We start from the raw sequence: 19,480 nt of genomic DNA, 5'->3' as shown, positions 1-19,480 counted from the left end.
CACCGCCTAATCATTTGATATATCTATTGGGCTAGGAGGTATGAAAAATGTTTGCGATGGTCTTGCTTCACTAGTATCTCCTGCAGCAACTGGAACTAAATCTACCTTATAACTAGTTGTTATATCAGGGAAAATGCGGATACCTAAAACGTTAAAATCATAGTAGTTTGTCGCTTGTACTCTTAGATTATAAGTGCTAAAGTAATATTCACTACTTACTAATGGGTCTGAAGGATTGTAAACTACCGGTAATTCCATAGTAGGCACTTTACCATTAGCATTTGTTATTAGGTTGTATAAAACAACTTCTTCATTATCATCATTAAGGGTATAAATAATAACTACGGCATTAGATACAGGTAATGCTCCTAATGCTGTAAATACACTAACTGATACATATCCAGTTTCTACTGGAAAAGTTTCCAAGTATTCTTCAATGGGAATATCTTCCGTAGGTATTTCATCTAATGGAGCTTCTTCTATAGGAGTTTCTTCAGCAGGTATTTCTTCTGATGGAAGTTGTTGAAACAGTACTGAACTTTTTTTATTTTCTTTAGAGCTTGAAGTTTTTAATATTTTGTTATTTACGCGATAAGGTTTGTGGCCATTTGATAAATTAGAATTATCTAAATATTGGCGCTTTTTTTTATCCATTATAATTTGTCACACCTTTCCTTAAAATTTGGTGTATATAATATTCAATATATGCAAAATGAATTTGTATTGACAATATAATTCGATAAAATGTATTACTTATTAAAAAGAAGTATTATATATATATTTAAAAAAAGAAATATGATTTGTGATTAGATGGTAATACTAATATAATAACAAAATGAAAGGAATTTAATTATGAGTGAGTTATTTTTAAAAACAGAAAATGGATTAATTCCAATTTCAAAAGAAAAAGTTGAAAAGTATAATTTGAAATTAGGTACTTTTGCACCATTTAGCAGATTTCCCGTCGTTGATAAAGATGGTAACTTTAGCGCAAATTATTTAAATAAAGAAACTTCGAGTCCTAGTGCTGATGAAATACCTGCAGGTGAAGGGCTAGAAGATGATGAGATTGTAGAATTTTCAGAAACAGGCGAAATTTTATCTCAATCTGAAATTATTGATTTTTCACAAGGAACAGATTCATCAAATTATTAGTTTATTAATCAGTAACTACTGATTAATTGAGGAATACACTATTTATAAATACTTTTATGGAGGTTTATAAATGAGTGTTAATGAACCTAATGGCACACAAAGATATATTAACCCTTTAGATATTCTTATTGTACCAGGGTATACAATAGAAGCAATTGTTGCAGGTTTGAATGCTCCGATTAGTATGGTTTTTGATGAAAATGGGAATATACTTATAGGAGAATCAGGAGAACTAAATGGAAATCCAAGGGTTATGCGTCTGAGAGATAATCAATATGAATTAGTAGCTGAAGGATTTAACTCTCCACTAACTGGAATAAATGTTTTAAATGGAGACATATATGTTTCTCTAAAAGGAGCAATAATTGTTATTAAAGAAGATGGAAGTATGCAAGATATAATTACTGGTCTTCCTGGTTATGGAGATTATAGTAATTATAGAGTTGAATTTGGGCCAGATGGAAAAATATATTTTGGACAGGGATCAGCTACTAATTCTGGAGTTGTAGGATTAGATAATTTGTGGGTTAGTAATCATCCATATTTTCATGACTTTCCAAATGAGGATATTAGATTAGTTGGTCAAAATTTTGTTACCTTTAACTTTTTATCGTATGCAATTGAAGATTTTGCATTTACTGGAGCATTTAGGCCATTTGGATTTACTAATAGGCGAAATGCTTTGATAAGTGGAGGACCAAGACCAACAAGTTGTATATATAGAGCTGATTTAGATGGTTCGAATTTAGAAGCGTACGCTTGGGGTATAAGGGCACCAGTTAGCATAAAATTTGACCGATTTAATAGATTGTATGCTGTGAATCGTGGATTTGATGAAAGAGGCAGTAGACCAATTAACAACAGCCCAGATGAATTTTTAGAGATAAATCATGGATATTGGTATGGATTTCCTGATTATTCGGGAGGATTTCCTATAACAGATCCTATTTTTGCTCCGAATATTGGTGAACAGCCTGAATTTCTATTGGAAAGTCACCCTATGATTCCATCTAGACCTACAGTTATTATACCACCACATAGTAATGCTTCTGGATTTGATTTTAATTACAATTCAAATTTTGGGCCTTACGGTGATGTATATATGGCTGAGACAGGGAGTTTTTATCCGACTGAGACAGGAGGGTATCCTTATGTAGGAGTCGGCCGTAGAATTGCAAGAATTAATATAAATAATGGAAGTTTAAGCACCTTTGCTATTAATAGAAGCGGTATTAGTGCAATTCGTACTAATGAAGGTGGCTTTGAAAGACCTGTTGACGTTGAATTTGGTCCTGATGGTGCTATGTATATTTTAGATTATGGTATTGCAGGTACTTTATCAGAGAGTGAACTTAATATACCTAACACTGGAGTTATATGGCGAATATCTAGAACATAATGAATATGATTTTATTAAAAGGGCAATGTATTAATACATTGCCTTTTTAATAGTTGTTTGATTTTTATATAGGTTTTTTATGAAAGCAATAAAATTGTTAAGCTAGCATTGACACTATAGAAGATTTTGGTCTAGCTCCTACCATTGTTTTTACTATTTTTCCATTTTTCATTACAGCTAATGTTGGAATACTCATTATACCAAAGGCAGATGCAAGTTCAGGCTGTTCATCAATATTAACCTTACCTACCTTTGTATTAGTTGTTTCTTTTGCTATTTCATCTACTATTGGTGAAACCATTTTACAAGGTGTACACCATTCTGCCCAAAAGTCTAATAATACTGGTTTATTAGATTTTATAACTTCTTCATCAAAATTTTCTTTTGTAATTTTTATTGTACTCATATATCATATCTCCTTTTAATTTCTTATTATGTATGTATTATAACACATTTGATATTTACATCAGTGATTAAGTCACGTAATATAAAATATGAATAAATAAAGTAAGGTGGTATTAAATATTGAAAATTACCAAATAATAATATATAATTTTAATTATAATTGTTGAAATATGCAAAAATTTAATTTAAGTATATAAATTTAATAAGAGGTGATATATTGAAAAAAATTCTTAGAGTGAATATGAGAACAAAAGATGTTGTATTTGATGATATTCCAGAAAATTATTTGAAAACTGGTGGAAGAGGTCTAATAGCAAAAATTATGTTACAGGAAGTTAAACCTACATGTGAACCATTAGGAAGAAATAATAAATTGATTTTTGCAAATGGATTTTTAGCAGGTACTAATGTTTCGAGTGCAAGTAGAATTAGTATTGGAGCTAAAAGTCCATTAACAGGTGGTATTAAGGAAAGCAATGGTGGCGGCATAATTGCTATGTGGCTTGCTAGGTTAGGGTTAAAAGCAGTTATTATTGAAGATATACCAAATGATAATAATTGGTATTATTTAAGGATAGATAAAAGTGGAGGCAGTTTAGAGTCAGCAAATGAATATATTGGTATGGGCACATTTGAATTTTGTGAAAAAATGCTTGAAAAATATCCGAACTGTGGTGTTAGTTGTATTGGACCTGCTGGCGAAAGATTGTATAATGCTGCTGGTATTGCGACAATGGATAAAGAAAAAAAACCAAATAGATATAGTGGTAGAGGTGGCTTAGGGGCAGTAATGGGATCTAAAAAGATTAAAGGTATTGTCGTGACTGATAAAGAATCTTTACATATTGAAAATAAAGGTGATTTTACAAAGTCATTAAAGGAATATACTAAAATTTTATCTGAGGCACCTAGTACGCAAAATTATAAAACCCTTGGTACAGCTTCTACGGTAAGGGTAACCCATGAATTAACAGGATTGCCAGTGAGAAATTTTAGTGGAGAGCAATTAGAAAATGTTGATAATATTTATGGTGAAACACTGTATGAACTTATAAAACTAAGAGGTGGAGAAGGGAAGACAGCTCACGCCTGTATGCCTGGATGTATTATTCAATGTTCTAACGTTGTACCAAATGAAGAAGGAAATACTATAGTATCTCCTTTAGAATATGAAACGATAGGATTGTTAGGCTCGAATTTAGGTATTAGCGACTTAGATGTTATTGCGAGAATGAATGCTATTTGTAATGATATAGGAATTGATACAATAGAAATAGGTGGTGCCATCGGTGTAGCAATGGAATCAGGATTAGCTAAATTTGGAGATACTGATTCTGCCTTTGAATTATTGAGAGAAGTTAAAGAAGGAACTGTCTTAGGGAAGGTTCTTGGAAACGGTACAACGATAACAGGTAAAGTTCTTGGAATTACTAATATACCTGCTGTCAATGGTCAGTCAATGCCAGCTTATGATCCTAGGACAATAAAAGGAATGGGAGTAACTTATGCTACATCTCCAATGGGGTCTGATCATACTTATGGACCTCTAATTAAATCAGATAAAGATTGGACAGAAGCTTCTAATGAAGCGCAGATACTTATGGCTACTCTTGACAGTTTAGGTTTATGTATGTTTACAAGAAATGCCATTGCTTCAAATCAACAAATCTTAGTAGATCTTGTAAATGCCAGATTTGGATGGAACCTAAATATGGAATGGTTGAAGAAAATGTCTAAGGATACTATAAAAGATGAATATACTTTTAATAAATTAGCTGGGTTTTCCAAGGAAAATTATAGATTGCCAGAATCCTTTACAGAAAGAACTGTACCTAAGTTAAATGCTGTATTCGATATTGAAAAGGAAAGTTTAGATTCAATGGAGATGATGAAATCATGGTGACAATAAAGATAGCTGTTGACGATAATGAAGTTAAAACGTATGATATGGACTTTAGGGATGTTACATTGGGGGAAATTATTTCTGAATTAAATATAGATAAAAGTCAGGTTGGTGCTGTGTTAGTAGATGGTGTACCAAAAAAACTCTCTGAAAAGAATAAAGATAATTCTCTAATTTACATTTTGCCAATACTTGGTGGAGGGTGATATTATTGGAACTGTGGGATAACTTCCTACAGTTTTTTTTGCTTTAATTAATTATAAATTTTAAATTGGTTATAATAAATAACGAGTTTTAACATTCAAAAATGATTGGAGGTAAAAAATGAAAAAATTATCATTATTATTATGCATATTATTGTGCATTAGTATGGTTGCATGTGCCGAGGATGATAATGCTGGTGATGTTGGTGATGTTGGAGATAATGGTGGTGATATTGTTGACGAAGCAGGTGACGATATTGAAGATGTAGGTGATGATATAGAAGAAAATTTGGATGATGACATCATAGATGATGGTACTGACAATGAAGACTCTGAAACATTGACTGGCTCTGCACAAGGTTATGGCGGTGAAGTGACTGTTACAGTAGTAGTAAATGGAGAAGACATAGTTTCAGTGGATGCAGTTGGTGAAGATGAAACTGAAGGTGTTGGTACATTAGCATTAGAAGAATTACCCGATAAAATTGTTGAAGCAGATTCTACTGATGTAGATAGCGTTTCTGGTGCAACTATGACAAGTAATGCTATAAAAGAAGCTGTAAATAAAGCATTAGATCAAAGATAAAGTAAAAAATTAAAAACCAACAATTGCAGAATTGTTGGTTTTCATATTTTACTCATAAATTGAAGATAAAATTAACGAAGTTGAAGATTCCTTTATACAATCTATTTTATATAATTCGTCTTGGAGTGCTTTTAATTCAAGAGGACTAGTACATCGGACTTTCATCATTATACACCATGTTCCAGTTACGATGTGGCACTCTTCTATTACTAAATTTGGAATTATAAGATTTTTTAATTCCTTTAATAATTTATCATAATTCGTAGTTCTGACTCTAAGTGATATCAATGCGTTTGTTGTATAACCGAGTTTTACCCAATTAATATTTGCTCTATAACCAGATATTATTCCTTGTTCTTCTAACTTGTTAACTCTATTATGTATAGCGGGTCTAGACAAATTTAATCTTTTGGATAATTCTTCATGAGAAATTCTACCTTCTCTTTCTATATTGTAAATAATTTTAATATCTATTGAATCCATAATATACATCCTTTATCTTCATATCGTAATTATTTTTATTATATTTTTTACATTCAGTATTAATATACCATAATAATATATTAATTGTAAACAACTTTTGTAAAAAATACAATATAAATTTAGGGTGTTTGCAGTTGGTGGAATAATTAAAATATTATGGGAAAAAATACATAAAAATTGACAATAATTATTGGAGGTCTTTATGAGTTTAAAAAAGAGGTTATTATTAATATTATATTTTACATTACTATTAAATATAATAGGATGCGCCAACGAAAATGGAGATAATAATGTAAATGATGGAAACACAAATAATCAAAGTATTAATGAAACACCTGGAAGGTACAGTGCGCAAGGAAGAATTGTCAAAATTGACAAAGATGGTTTGCATGTAGAAAATAATGATAAGGTTGATGTATACAGTGTTGATCAAGAACAAATAAATAATTATTATATTGGTGAATATGTAGGATTAAATAAACTTGATGGAGATAAATATGAAGCAGTCTCTGATGAGTACTATGATTATAATTCTAGACATACATCTTCAGGAGAACCTATTAGAAGAATATCTGGCACTGTAGGTGAAATAACAGATGACTACCTATTAGCTTTAACTGAAATGGGAGATGTAAAATTAAGTAATTTAGGTGATATAGATTTGAAAAGTGGAGATCAGTTTATAGTTGATTATGTTGAAAAAAATGATGAAAATCAAATGATATCTTATTATATTGAAGCTTCAAGGATACATGTTACAGTAAAGGAAATTTCTAGAGATACATCAGGAATGATGAGATTATATGGTATAGACGGTGATAAAAAGGAGTATGATATTTTTGTAGGATTAGATACTATAACTAATTTTGCGCATTCTTCACTTAATACAGAAGAAGAAATTGTAGTATATCCTGATAATGTAAGTGGTGACATTCCAGCAGTTGTAGATGCAAAATTAATAATTCTAGACGAAGATTAAAAATGGTAAAAATGTGCAAATTACATTATAGACTCTTGACATTTTTATTAGTTTGATGTATACTGAATTTAGTAAAATATAAGCCTACAGACAATAGATATGAGGAGGCGAATTTTGGTATACTTAAGGTATGCTAAAATTCGCCTTATTTTTTTAAAAAAAGGAGGATAATATGGAAAAGGTTTTAATTACAGGGAATACCTTAACATTAGAAGAAGTTGTTGAGGTATGTAGAGAATACAAGAAGGTTGAGTTATCTGAATCTGCTATTGAAAGGATTATTGAATCTAGAAAAACAGTAGATAACTTTGTTGAAAATGGTGATGTAGTATATGGTATAACAACTGGTTTTGGTAAGTTTAGCGATGTTTCCATTTCTAAGGAAGAGTCTAAATTACTTCAAAAAAATTTAATTGTGACTCACGCTGTCGGAGCAGGAAAACCTTTTGAAACAGAGGTAGTCAGAGGAATTATTCTTTTGAGAATAAATAATTTGGCTAAGGGTTATTCAGGAGCAAGGCTAGAAACAATTAATACTATGATAGATATGCTAAATAAGGGAGTTCATCCAATAGTACCACAAAAAGGCTCTCTTGGAGCAAGTGGAGATTTAGCACCTTTATCTCATGTTGTATTGCCAATGATTGGATTAGGCAAAGCTGAATATAAGGGCGAAGTTTTATCAGGAGAATCTGCTATGAAAAAAGCAGGAGTGCCTGTTATTGAATTAACTTCAAAAGAAGGACTAGCATTAATAAATGGAACTCAAGTAATGACAGCTGTTGGAGCATTAACAGTGTATGATGCACTTAATTTAGTTAAAACTGCAGATATTGCAGCTGCTTTAAGTTTTGAAGCTCAAAATGGTATTGTAACAACTTTAGATAATAGGGTTCATGATGTAAGACCTCATAAAGGTCAAATTGATACAGCGAAAATCTTACTACAACTTTTAAATGAAAGTAAAATGATAACTAAACAAGGTGATATAAGAGTACAAGATGCATATTCATTAAGGTGCACACCTCAAGTTCATGGAGCAAGTAAAGATGCTATAAATTATGTAAAAGAAAGAGTAGAAATTGAAATTAATTCTGTAACTGACAATCCTATTATTTTTTCTGATACAAAGGAAGGAATATCAGGAGGTAACTTCCATGGTCAACCTATGGCTTTAAGTTTTGACTTTTTAGGTATTGCCTTATCAGAACTTGCAAATATTTCTGAAAGAAGATTAGAAAGATTGGTTAATCCATCTTTAAGTGGTCTTCCAGCATTCTTGGTAGAACATGGTGGATTGAATTCTGGATTTATGATAGTTCAGTATTCAGCGGCTGCATTAGTATCAGAAAATAAAATTCTTGCTCACCCAGCTTCTGTAGATAGTATTCCTTCTTCTGCAAATCAAGAAGATCATGTTTCTATGGGTACCATTGCTGCAAGAAAAGCAAAAGAAATAATGGAAAATGTTAGAAGAGTATTATCTATGGAGATAATGTGTGCGTGTCAAGGCATTGATTTAAGAGGAAACAAAGGCCTTGGAAAAGGAACAAAACCTGCATACAATGCAATTAGAAAATGTGTTCCAACGCTAACTGAAGACAGACCATTGTATGAAGATATAAATAAATGTGAAGATTTATTAATAGATAATACTATAGTTAAAGTTTGTGAAAATGAAGCAGGAGAAATATTATTCTAATATTTCGGGACTTTACATTGTAGGGTATGCATTTCATGCATACCGCGGGACGCATGAAATGCGTCCCATACGTCAGGACGTGTTGTATACGTCCTTTTTTTTTACGCCGAAGGGGGACATAGGTCACCCTAGCGGCGTTGCGAAGCAACTCTTTTAGTATATTTTGTCATTTCAATTGATTATCCTTTTTTATAATGATATAATAATGGTATATATTTCATTTCAAATGAAAGAATTAATAATGTCATAAAATAAATTAATGAAGAATTAGGGGAAGAATGGGCAGGACGGCTATTCAGCATATAAAATCATATTGTGATTAAATAAACTTAATTTTAATGGAACTTACTTAAATAATTGTCGTCTAATAATATAACAGAACGGGGAGGAATAATGAAAGACAATGAACAATGGCTTATAAAGCAAAGCCAGCTAGGAAGTATAGACGCTTTTGAAGAGCTAATTAAGGATTACAAAAAAAGCGCATATAATATTGCCTTTAGGGTTCTTCGTAATGTAGAAGATGCAGAGGATATTTCTCAAGAAGCATTAATAAAGGTGTATAAAAATATTCGTAATTTTAATATGCAATCTACTTTTAAGGTTTGGATGTACAGAATAGTTGTAAATACATGCCTTGATTTCAAGCGCAAGAAAAAGGTTGTTACCTATTCACTAAACGAAAATATTGATTTAGGTGGAAATAAAGAAGTACAAAGAGAAATTGTCGATAATTCAAACAACCCGGATGTTATAATAGAAAAAAATTATACCAGTAAATTAGTAAACGATGCAGTAAATATGCTGGAGGAAGATTTCAAAACAATAATAATTTTAAGAGATATCCAAGGATTTTCTTATAAAGAAATTTCTGAAATATTATCCTGTAATTTGGGGACGGTCAAATCTCGCTTAAGCAGGGCGAGAAAAAGCTTAAAAGATATTCTAGAAAATGAACTAAAATTTCAGAACTAAGGTGGTGAGAAAATGAATTGTAACGAGATAAAAGATATGCTTTCATTATATATGGATGATGAATTAAATGAATCTGAAAAGTTAATGGTAGAAAAGCATATTCAAAGTTGCGATAAATGCAGAAAAGAATTGGAAGAATATAAAGATATAAAAAACTTGTTACAAAGTCTACCTGAAGAAGAACCACCTGAAGGTTACTGTAACAGACTTCATGAAAAACTCTTAAAAGAAAAATCTCTTAAAAGAACTAATAGGAGATGGGTAAAATACGGAAGTATTGCAGCTGCCTTTGTTCTTATATTTGCAGTTTATGCTATATCAAATATGGGAATGGGCAGAGGTTCTAAATCAGAAAATATTAACTATGATATGGCGGCTACCGAAGCTCCCCAAGAGGATGCAGGGGAACCTTCTCCAGATTATAATCAAAGTGATGGCAGGAGTGCGGGAAAAGAGAGTACAGCAATTGGTTATATGAGTGACGAAGCAAAAGAAAATTCGATGCTTATGACTACAGCGATGCCTGAAAAAAGAAAAATGAAAATAATTAAAACAGGCACTTTTGTATCTCAAACTGAAAATTATGACGAATTTGTCAATGATTTAATTAGTAAAGTAAGTTCTCTAGAGGGTTATATAGAGGAAAACAATACAAGTGTTCACAATGTTCATGACAATAGAGAGTTGAAATACGGAAATTTAAAAATCCGTATACCACAAGAACATTTCTATGAGTTCGTTAACTATTTAGAGGAAAGTAGTGAAGTATTTAATAAGAATATTAAAGAAACAGATGCTACCAAGGAATACTATGAAAAGGATAATAGAGTTAAAAACCTAGAAATTCAAGAAGAACATTTAAGAGAACTTTTTGATAAGGCCCAAACAGTAGAAGAAACGCTTTTAATTGAAAATGAATTACGTAGAGTAAGAACTGAAATAGATAGTTTAAACATTAGTCTTAAAGATATTGATGATAGAGCTTCAATGTCAACAATAAATTTAGATATAGAAGAAGTTTTACCTACTAATTTTACTTTAGCTAATAAAGATAGTTTATGGGAAAGGTCAAAGGAAGGTTTTATTAATACTGTTAACATCATAATAGAAATAGGCGAAAATTTAATTATATCTATTATTTCACTTGCACCTATATTAATACCAATAATAATTGTTTTCATCATAGTGATATTTAGAATAAAAAAACACAGAAAAAATAAACTATAACAAGGGGACGCAATTGTATTTATTCCACATAACATTCATATTGTAGGGGACGCATTGTATGCGTCCCGTAGTTTGGGAACAGCATAAAACTGTTTCCTTTTTTATTATATAGGAAAGTTCTCCTTTCCTATATAATAAAAAACGAGGATTGCAAAGGACGGAACGTCCTTGCCGTTAAGGGGGGTGCTCAGTAAAAATGCTTTAATAAAGCATTTTTACGCCGAAGGGGGACATAGGTCCCCCTAGCGGCGTTGCGAAGCAACTCTTTTTATATAGCGAATAATTTTATATTTTATATATAATATAGAGTATGATATAATAAACTATAAACATAAAACATTTTTAATTAAGTATGTTAGGAGAATTATAATATGGGACAGACAAGTATCGGAGATTTAATAAATTCAAAAGAAAGAGAACAAATTAAAAGTATGGTTTATGAGCATAAAAATATAGCAGAATTAAAAGCAGGAGAAAAAACAGAAGGCTTTTATTTGATAAAAAGTTTTGAAGTGAGAAAAACTACAGCTGGCAAGCAATATATAGATATTAATTTAGTTGATAAAACTGGAGAGGTAAACGCAAAAATTTGGGAGTATTCTAAGGAAACAGAGAAAATAGTTATAGAAAATAGCATTGTGAAGATTAGAGGAGAAGTACTTGAATGGAGTGGTTCAAAGCAAGTTAAAATAAATAAAATAAGAGCTAAATTATCAACTGAAAATATAAAAATTTCAGAGCTTATTCCTTCTGCTCCAATAGAAACTTCGGAAATGTTGGATACAGTAAAATCATATGTTAAAAAAATCAAGGATGTACAGATAAAACTTTTAGTTGAGAATATTATGAATAAATATAACAACAAACTTTTATATTATCCAGCTGCAAAGAAAAACCACCATTCTTATTTAGGTGGACTGTTGTATCATACTTTGCGAATGATTCAATCTGGAGAAAAATTAGGTCAAGTTTATGATTATTTGAATATGGATTATGTATATGCAGGTGTTTTACTACATGATATATGTAAAATTCTTGAAATGGACTCTGATGAATATGGTGTAGTATCTGATTATACTATGGAAGGTAAACTGTTAGGGCACATTATTCAAGGTATTAAGGAAATAGAAATTGAAGGAGAAAAAATCGGCTTAAATCGAGAAAAAAGTATAGTTCTTCAACATATGGTTTTATCTCATCATTATGAACCTGAATTTGGAAGTCCTAAAAAGCCTATGACTCCTGAAGCTGAATTATTACATTTTTTAGATATTATTGACACTCGAATGTTTGATTTCGAACATGCTTTAGAAGGAGTAGAGTCAGGAAAGTTCTCTGATAGAATTTGGCTTTTAGATAATAGAAATATTTATAAAATGCAGGATTAAAAAAGTTAAATGCACTAAATTTTTTATGTTAAGAGGGAGATATTTATGGGATTAAAGGTTGTTGCAGGACGTGCAAAGTCAGGAAAGTCAACATATATATATGATGAAATAAACAATGAAATAATAAATAATTCTAATGATAATTTAATTCTTATAGTTCCTGAACAAATGACTTATTTATCAGAATATGAATTCATAGATAGAATTAATAACTCTGGTATTATGGATGTTGAAATTCTTAGCTTTAAACGTCTTGCATATAAAGTATTTGAAGAAGTTGGAGGACTTAAGATTCAAGAAATCAATAGCTATGGAAAAATAATGCTATTAAAACAAATATTCGAAGAAAACTTTGATAATCTTCAAGTGTTTAAAAAGGCATCTAAACAAGATGGGTTTTTAAGGGAATTTGATCAATTGATAAGTGAGTTTAAACAAAATCATGTAAGTACTGAATTTTTGGAAAATATAAAAAAGTTTAAGTTAGATGATGGAGAAAATCAACTCCTTAATAGAAAGTTAACCGATGTTATTAAAATATATAATGATTTAAATAATAAAACGAAGAATAAATTTTACGATGAAGAAGATAAGATGGATTTATTTATAAGTGCTATTGAAAAATCCAATTACATCAAAAATTCAGAAATATGGATAGATGGTTTTGACAGCTTTAATGGGCAAAGGTATGATTTGATTAAAGAATTGATAAAGTATGCAAAGGAAGTTACAATATCTTTAAATATTGATGCAAATTTACTTGAGAACTTACAAAGTACGGATGATTGGGAAGCATTTAAAGTACCTTATGATACATATAATTTGATATCTCAAGATTTTAAAGATGAATTATCAATTATTCCTACTTCATATAATAAGTATAATAATGAAATTGAAGCAATTGAAAAAAATATGTTTTCTATAATTTCATATCAATTCAAAGGTAAAGCAAATAATATCAACATTTACTCTTCAATGAATCCCTACACTGAAACAGAAAAAACTGCAACAAAAATTATATCTTTAGTAAGAGATTATAATTATAGGTGGAAAGATATTTGTGTTGCTGTAGGGGACATGGATAGTTATGGAATTAATATTAATAAAGTGTTTACCCAATATGAGATACCTTTCTTTTTAGATGTAAAAAGGGACATAATGAATAATCCTCTTACGAAATTTATTTTATCTCTACTTGATATGTTTATTTTTAATTTTAAACATGATAGTGTTTTTGAATATTTAAAAACAGGATTTACATCCCTTAATTATAATGAAGTAAGTCAATTAGAAAATTTTGCACTTCAATATGGCATAGAAGGATATAAGTGGTTTAAACCATTTGAATTTAATGCAGATGACATTGAATATTTTGAGAAATTAAGGTTGGTTTTTTCAAAGGATTTAAAGGACAGTAGAAAGAGTTTTTTAAATTTGAGAAGTGCACTTGATATAACTTTATTTATTTTTGAATTTTTAAACAATCATAAAGTACAGGACAAGATAGAAAAACAAGTAGGTGTTTTTAAAAAAAATGAAATGTTTGAAAAGTCCAGTGAAAATGCTCAAGTTTGGAATTATGTTATGGATATATTTGAACAAATAATTTTAGCTGGAGGAGATATTTTAATTACACCAATAGAATATAGAAAAATGATTGAGGCTGGATTTAGAGAAATCATGATAAGTATTATTCCACCAACTTTAGATAAGGTAACTGTAGGTGGCATAGATAGAATTTCCTTTATAAAATCAAGGGCGTTGTTTGTTATGGGGGCAAATGAAGGGAAATTGGATTCTAAAAAAATGGAAGGTGGATTGCTACTAGATAATGAAAGAGATACTCTTATTAATAGTGGTATGAAACTTCTATTAAATTCAAAATTTAATTTCTATAAAGAAAAACATTTATTATATAAAGTTTTTACTAGTTCTATGGACAAGCTATATGTTAGCTTTGCTCTTGGTACGACAGATGGTAAAACTTTACAGCCTTCAATGTATATAGAGCGGTTAAAGCAAATATTCCCTACATTAAGCGAAGAAACAGATTTAAGTTGTATAGAAGAAATTGAAAAGATATCTAATTCCAAAGGAACTATGGATTTTTTAGTATCAAAAATTAGAGATTATATAGAGGGTAAAAAAATAGATGATATATGGAAGGATGTATATGTATGGTATGAAACTAATGACAATAATGCGTGTCAATTAATATCTAAGGGAATATCATACGACAATAAGACGGAAAAAATAAATAATAAAAATTTGCAAAAAATTTATGAAATTCCTGTAAGTATGTCAGTATCTAAATTGGAAAGTTTTGCAGAATGTCCATTTAAATTTTTTATGGAAAATATAATTAAACCTCAGCCTAGGATTGTACAAAAAGTTGAATTTTATGATTTAGGAAACATTTATCATAAGGCAGTTGAAGAATTTACTAATGAAATAGCAGTTAATAAAATTGATATTAATAAATTAGATAAGAATAGTATTTATGTTTTAGCTCAATCTTGCACAGAAAAGGTACTACAAGAAGGTAAACTAGACTATACTGCTCTTGATGCTAATGAAAGAAATAAATATATGAAGGAAAAAATCAAAAGATTAGTAAACAGAGGTGCGTATACAATAATAGAACAGCTTAAGAGAGGTAATTTCAGACCTGTATACACAGAACTTTCCATTGGTAAAAAAGGTAAAACTTCAATTGAATCTGTTGAAATAAAAATTTCTGATGAAATGAGCATTTATTTACAAGGTAGAATAGATAGAGTAGACGTTTATAATAAAGAGGACAAAACTTATATAAATATAATAGATTATAAATCATCTTATAAAGATATAGATTTTTCTGATGCCATTGAAGGACTTCAGTTACAACTTCTAGTATATATGTCAGCAGTTCTTAAAAAAGGTGATAAGTTAATGATGTCTCATCCTGAAATTGGTGGAGCCTACTATTTCTGCATAGATGATCCAATGATTGATGGTGATAATCTTGGAGATAAAAATCCAGAAGATGAGATATTTGGCAAACTTTCTTTAAAAGGCATAATTGTAGATGATTTAGAAGTTATATCAAATATGGATAATGAAATAATTGAGAAAAAATCTTCTGATATAATACCTGTGTCATTTAATAAGGACGGAAGTACTTCGAAAAAATCTCATACATTGGCTAAAAATCAATTTCAAGCAATTTTAAATAAGACAGATAATATTGCAAAGGAAATTTCAGGTAAAATATTAGATGGTGCAATTGATATAAACCCTTATAGAAAAGAAGCAGGTAATAAAACCCCTTGTTCTTACTGTAATTATACTGGGATATGTCAGTTTGATGTATCAGTTGATGGTAATAAGTATAGAAAAATTAAGAAGCAAACTAAAGATGACATATTGTTGCAGTTAATGATGGAAGGTGGCGATTCAAGTGATGAAATGGACTCCTAATCAAAAAAAGATTATTGATTTAAGAAATAAAAATATACTTGTATCTGCAGCTGCTGGTTCAGGTAAAACATCCGTATTAGTAGAACGTATTATTAAGTTAGTAATTAACGAAGAAGAAGATATAGATAAGTTTCTTATAGTAACATTTACAAATGCTGCTGCCAATGGTATGAAACAAAAAATTCAAAAATCACTACTTGAATCATTACAAAAAGGTGAAGGAAAAAAAGAACATCTTAGAAATCAGATAAATCAATTGAATAAATCCAATATTTCTACAATACATTCGTTTTGTATAGATGTTGTGAGGAAAAACTTTCATGTTATAGGGATAGATCCTAGTTTTCGAATAGGAGATATTAATGAAGTTGATATTTTGATGCAAGAGTCTATAGATGAAGTTTTAGAAAAGGCTTATGTTGAAAAATCAGAAGATTTTATTAAGCTAGTTGAAGGATTTACCAAAAATAGAGGAGATTCTGAGTTATATGACATTATAAAGGATGCTTATAAATTTATATTAAGTTTTCCAGACCCATTAATTTGGTTAAAAGATTCAATTAATATGCTTACTGTATCTGAGGATGATATATCTGAAAGTTTGTGGTTAAAAGCTGTTAAAGATTATGCTAATTTGCTTTTAGGAGGAGCAACTGAAGCTTTGCTATCAGCAAAATATATTTGTGATGATATAGATGGTCCATATCCCTATGTTGATGCGATAGATGAAGATATAAGAAACTTAAATAGTTTACAATCTTTAGTAGAATCTAACTTTCAAAGTTTTATTAATGCAGTTCATAATGTTGAGTTTCCTAAATTAAAACAAATAAGAGGAAAAACAAAGGAAGATATAAGTCCAGATAAGCAGGAGAAAGTTAAATCATTAAGGGATGATTATAAAAAAATAATTGGTAGTATAAAAAAATATATTCCAAATAAAAAATTAAAAGAATTTGCAGAAGATATAAATTATATGTATGAACCTATGAATGCTTTATATAATATTATTGCTGATTTAAGTGAAACTTTTAAAAATAAAAAATTAGATAAAGCAATAGCAGATTTTAATGATGTTGAGCATTATGCTTTGCAAATTTTAAGGGACCCTGAAATAGGAGAAAGATATAAAAAGAAGTTTAAATATATTTTTATAGATGAATATCAAGACAGCAATAGTTTACAAGAAGAATTAATAAGTCAAATTAAGAGAGAAAATAATTTATTCATGGTTGGTGATGTTAAGCAAAGTATATATCGATTTAGACTTGCTGACCCAAGTATATTTAATGAAAAAAGTAATAGTTATCCAAATTTTGAAGATAATAGTTTAAATATAAGGATAGATTTGAATCAAAACTTTCGAAGCAGAAAGGAAATTTTAGAGAGTATTAATTATATTTTTTGTAATATTATGTCTCGAAAATTAGGGGAGGTGGATTATACAGAGGAAGTATTTTTAAATTCAGGTGCAGTATTTAATGAAGATGATGATAAAAGTACAGAGATTTATTTGATTGACAAAAATTCTAAATCTGATGAAGAAATAGACGATGAAATTAAGTCTTTAAAAACTGCTGAGTTAGAAGCATACTTTACAGTTGAAAAAGTTAAAGAACTACTTGAACAAAAAACATATAATCCAATTAAAAAGGAATCTAGAGATATTGAACTTAAAGATATTGTGATTCTCATGAGGTCTGTATCAAATTGGGCTGGAATTTTCGAAGAAATTTTCAGTGATGAGGGAATTCCTTTTTACTATGATGGTGGTGCAGGTTATTTAGAAACAATCGAAATTCAGGTGATGCTAAATTTATTGAAAATTATCGATAATATTAGGCAGGACATACCTTTGTTAAGCGTTATGAGGTCTCCAATAGGTAATTTTACAACTGAGGATCTTGTAAAAATAAGGGTTTTAAATCCTAAATATAATTATATAGATGCAGTGTATGATTATAAAAATAAAGTAAATGATTCTTTAGCTGAAAAGTTAGATAAATTTATTTCAAAACTGGAAGGCTGGAAAAAAAGAAGTAGATATGCTCATTTAAGTGATTTTATATGGGAAATTCTAATGGAAACTGGATATTACTATTTTGTTGGAGTTCTGCCAAGAGGAAATATGAGGCAGGCAAATTTAAGATTACTTACTGATAAAGCTTATGAATTTGAAAAGACATCAATGAGTGGATTGTTTAATTTTCTTAGATATATTGAAAAATTAAATATCTCATCAGGAGATATGGGTACAGCAAAAACATTGGGAGAAAATGATAATGTAGTAAGACTTATGTCTGTACATAAGAGTAAAGGCTTAGAATTTCCAGTTGTAATAATGTGTGGTCTTAATAAACGATTTAATAAAACAGATACTACTAAAAACATTTTAAAGCATAAAATTTATGGTGTAGCACCAAAGTATATAAATCCTACAGAGCGTATATATAAAGAGACTTTTTCAAGGATTGCTATAAAAAATGTAATAAAATTAGAAAATTTGTCTGAAGAAATGAGGGTGCTTTATGTTGCTATGACAAGAGCTGTAGATAAACTTCTTTTAATAGGAACTATTGATAATTTGGAGACAAAGGTAAAAAAATGGCAAAAAGGTCCATCCCTATACAACATTTATTCTGAGGATTCATATTTAGATTGGATTTGTACCTGTTTGTTTAAGGAAAAGACTTTAGATGATGTTGAGGAAATAATTAAGGATGACAATAATTATAAAATTGGAGAAAATGAAAACTTTTCTAAGTGGAAGATAAACAAAATTGATTTATTTAATATTAAGAAGAAAGATAATGGGTCAATAAATGTTAAAGACCAGCGATTAAAAGAAATAATGGACTTTAAAGTTAATAAAAATAGTAAGATGACGGAAGAAATAAACAATCGATTAAATTTCCAGTATTTTTTTAACAAATCTATTAATGTACCAACTAAACTTTCAGTCACTGACATAAAAGTATTACAAGAAGAAAAGTTAGATAGGATTAATTATAAAATACCTACCTTAAGAAATATTCCTCAATTTAAGGAAGAAGATTTTACTAAGGCTGAAATTGGTACTATTGTACATTTTGTAATGCAACATTTATTATTAAATAAGGGATTATCTTTCGAAGAAATATCATTTCAAATAAATAATATGGTAGCAAAAAAAATGCTTACAGATAAAGAAGCTGCTATTGTTGAAGTAGAAAAGATTGTACATTTTTTCAATACAGATATTGGTAAACGAATGTTACATTCTAATTATGTAAAGAGAGAAGTTCCATTTGTTATTAAAAAGAAAGCCAAAGAAATATTGTGTTCATTAGATGAAAAAGATATAATTTTAATTCAAGGAATAATTGACTGCTTTTTTTATGAAGATGGAGAGGTTGTTATCGTTGATTATAAAACAGATGATATATCTCAATTTGGCGTAGAAAAAGTCAAGAATGAATACAAGTTACAAATACTATATTATAAAGAGGCAGTAGAAAAAATTACAAATAAAAAAGTAAAAGCATGTTATTTATATTTGTTTGATTTAGGTGAAGCAGTGGAGATTATAGAATGACGATATAGCGACATTACAGCGGGACGCATTCAATGCGTCCCC

15 protein-coding genes are annotated in these 19,480 nt (G+C 29.5%); 12 read left to right on the top strand and 3 right to left on the bottom strand.

From position 1 onward, the window contains the following. Nucleotides 1-6: 6 nt before the first annotated feature. Complete coding sequence (locus tag U8307_RS02910; RefSeq protein WP_326910076.1) at nt 7-654, bottom strand: hypothetical protein; 648 nt, start codon at nt 652-654, stop codon at nt 7-9. A 198-nt stretch (nt 655-852) separates the two neighbouring features. Between U8307_RS02910 and U8307_RS02905 the strand changes: the two genes are divergently transcribed. Further along, nucleotides 853-1,155: a hypothetical protein gene (locus U8307_RS02905; protein WP_326910075.1), complete on the top strand. Its 303-nt coding sequence runs from the start codon at nt 853-855 to the stop codon at nt 1,153-1,155. Nucleotides 1,156-1,225: 70 nt separating this feature from the next. Next, nucleotides 1,226-2,554, top strand: a complete 1,329-nt coding sequence (locus tag U8307_RS02900) for a PQQ-dependent sugar dehydrogenase (protein WP_326910073.1) — start codon at nt 1,226-1,228, stop codon at nt 2,552-2,554. A gap of 97 nt (nt 2,555-2,651) precedes the next feature. Here U8307_RS02900 and trxA read toward each other — a convergent pair whose 3' ends face one another. Beyond that, a complete protein-coding gene (trxA, locus tag U8307_RS02895) occupies nt 2,652-2,960 on the bottom strand; it encodes a thioredoxin (RefSeq protein ID WP_326910072.1) in 309 nt (102 codons plus the stop codon). A gap of 216 nt (nt 2,961-3,176) precedes the next feature. Here trxA and U8307_RS02890 point away from each other — a divergent pair, with 216 nt between their 5' ends. From U8307_RS02890 to U8307_RS02880, 3 genes are all read left to right on the top strand, one after another. Beyond that, nucleotides 3,177-4,862 carry an aldehyde ferredoxin oxidoreductase C-terminal domain-containing protein gene (locus U8307_RS02890; protein ID WP_326910070.1) on the top strand — a complete coding sequence of 562 codons (1,686 nt, stop codon included), beginning with the start codon at nt 3,177-3,179 and terminating at the stop codon, nt 4,860-4,862. Then, entirely contained in the window at nt 4,856-5,068 is a 213-nt protein-coding gene (locus U8307_RS02885) for a hypothetical protein (protein WP_326910068.1), read from the top strand. The genes U8307_RS02890 and U8307_RS02885 overlap by 7 nt, the downstream gene beginning before the upstream one ends. A 118-nt stretch (nt 5,069-5,186) precedes the next feature. Then, nucleotides 5,187-5,651 carry an FMN-binding protein gene (locus U8307_RS02880; protein WP_326910066.1) on the top strand — a complete coding sequence of 155 codons (465 nt, stop codon included), beginning with the start codon at nt 5,187-5,189 and terminating at the stop codon, nt 5,649-5,651. Between the two features lie 48 nt (nt 5,652-5,699). On the opposite strand, the gene U8307_RS02875 is transcribed toward U8307_RS02880, so the two are convergent. Further along, on the bottom strand, nt 5,700-6,134 hold the full coding sequence (locus tag U8307_RS02875) for an Lrp/AsnC family transcriptional regulator (RefSeq protein ID WP_326910064.1): 435 nt from the start codon (nt 6,132-6,134) through the stop codon (nt 5,700-5,702). Nucleotides 6,135-6,336: 202 nt separating this feature from the next. Between U8307_RS02875 and U8307_RS02870 the strand changes: the two genes are divergently transcribed. From U8307_RS02870 to addA, 7 genes are all read left to right on the top strand, one after another. Continuing rightward, entirely contained in the window at nt 6,337-7,113 is a 777-nt protein-coding gene (locus tag U8307_RS02870; protein ID WP_326910062.1) for a hypothetical protein, read from the top strand. 172 nt (nt 7,114-7,285) lie between these two features. Continuing rightward, nucleotides 7,286-8,815 (top strand): histidine ammonia-lyase, encoded by a 1,530-nt coding sequence (gene hutH, locus U8307_RS02865; RefSeq protein WP_326910061.1) that lies wholly within the window; start codon nt 7,286-7,288, stop codon nt 8,813-8,815. A 393-nt stretch (nt 8,816-9,208) separates the two neighbouring features. Continuing rightward, a complete protein-coding gene (locus U8307_RS02860; RefSeq protein WP_326910059.1) occupies nt 9,209-9,790 on the top strand; it encodes an RNA polymerase sigma factor in 582 nt (193 codons plus the stop codon). A gap of 12 nt (nt 9,791-9,802) precedes the next feature. Beyond that, nucleotides 9,803-11,017: a DUF4349 domain-containing protein gene (locus U8307_RS02855; RefSeq protein ID WP_326910057.1), complete on the top strand. Its 1,215-nt coding sequence runs from the start codon at nt 9,803-9,805 to the stop codon at nt 11,015-11,017. 371 nt (nt 11,018-11,388) lie between these two features. After that, nucleotides 11,389-12,405, top strand: coding sequence for a 3'-5' exoribonuclease YhaM family protein (locus U8307_RS02850; RefSeq protein ID WP_326910055.1), 1,017 nt, complete (start codon nt 11,389-11,391; stop codon nt 12,403-12,405). Nucleotides 12,406-12,450: 45 nt separating this feature from the next. After that, on the top strand, nt 12,451-15,864 hold the full coding sequence (gene addB, locus U8307_RS02845; protein WP_326910053.1) for a helicase-exonuclease AddAB subunit AddB: 3,414 nt from the start codon (nt 12,451-12,453) through the stop codon (nt 15,862-15,864). After that, nucleotides 15,848-19,438, top strand: a complete 3,591-nt coding sequence (gene addA, locus U8307_RS02840) for a helicase-exonuclease AddAB subunit AddA (protein WP_326911525.1) — start codon at nt 15,848-15,850, stop codon at nt 19,436-19,438. The genes addB and addA overlap by 17 nt, the downstream gene beginning before the upstream one ends. The last annotated feature ends 42 nt before the right edge of the window (nt 19,439-19,480 follow it).

The organism is Sedimentibacter sp. MB31-C6 (assembly GCF_035934735.1).
Classification (GTDB): domain Bacteria; phylum Bacillota; class Clostridia; order Tissierellales; family Sedimentibacteraceae; genus Sedimentibacter.
Note: the sequence above shows the minus strand (reverse complement) of the source record. Positions and strands in the feature narration are given on the sequence as shown.

What these genes read in the sequence shown, in the direction of transcription:
- U8307_RS02910 (WP_326910076.1), bottom strand. Translation starts at nt 654, where the DNA reads ATGGATAAAAAAAAGCGCCAATATTTAGATAATTCTAATTTATCAAAT.
- U8307_RS02905 (WP_326910075.1), top strand. Translation starts at nt 853, where the DNA reads ATGAGTGAGTTATTTTTAAAAACAGAAAATGGATTAATTCCAATTTCA.
- U8307_RS02900 (WP_326910073.1), top strand. Translation starts at nt 1,226, where the DNA reads ATGAGTGTTAATGAACCTAATGGCACACAAAGATATATTAACCCTTTA.
- trxA (WP_326910072.1), bottom strand. Translation starts at nt 2,960, where the DNA reads ATGAGTACAATAAAAATTACAAAAGAAAATTTTGATGAAGAAGTTATA.
- U8307_RS02885 (WP_326910068.1), top strand. Translation starts at nt 4,856, where the DNA reads ATGGTGACAATAAAGATAGCTGTTGACGATAATGAAGTTAAAACGTAT.
- U8307_RS02880 (WP_326910066.1), top strand. Translation starts at nt 5,187, where the DNA reads ATGAAAAAATTATCATTATTATTATGCATATTATTGTGCATTAGTATG.
- U8307_RS02875 (WP_326910064.1), bottom strand. Translation starts at nt 6,134, where the DNA reads ATGGATTCAATAGATATTAAAATTATTTACAATATAGAAAGAGAAGGT.
- U8307_RS02870 (WP_326910062.1), top strand. Translation starts at nt 6,337, where the DNA reads ATGAGTTTAAAAAAGAGGTTATTATTAATATTATATTTTACATTACTA.
- hutH (WP_326910061.1), top strand. Translation starts at nt 7,286, where the DNA reads ATGGAAAAGGTTTTAATTACAGGGAATACCTTAACATTAGAAGAAGTT.
- U8307_RS02860 (WP_326910059.1), top strand. Translation starts at nt 9,209, where the DNA reads ATGAAAGACAATGAACAATGGCTTATAAAGCAAAGCCAGCTAGGAAGT.
- U8307_RS02855 (WP_326910057.1), top strand. Translation starts at nt 9,803, where the DNA reads ATGAATTGTAACGAGATAAAAGATATGCTTTCATTATATATGGATGAT.
- U8307_RS02850 (WP_326910055.1), top strand. Translation starts at nt 11,389, where the DNA reads ATGGGACAGACAAGTATCGGAGATTTAATAAATTCAAAAGAAAGAGAA.
- addB (WP_326910053.1), top strand. Translation starts at nt 12,451, where the DNA reads ATGGGATTAAAGGTTGTTGCAGGACGTGCAAAGTCAGGAAAGTCAACA.
- addA (WP_326911525.1), top strand. Translation starts at nt 15,848, where the DNA reads ATGAAATGGACTCCTAATCAAAAAAAGATTATTGATTTAAGAAATAAA.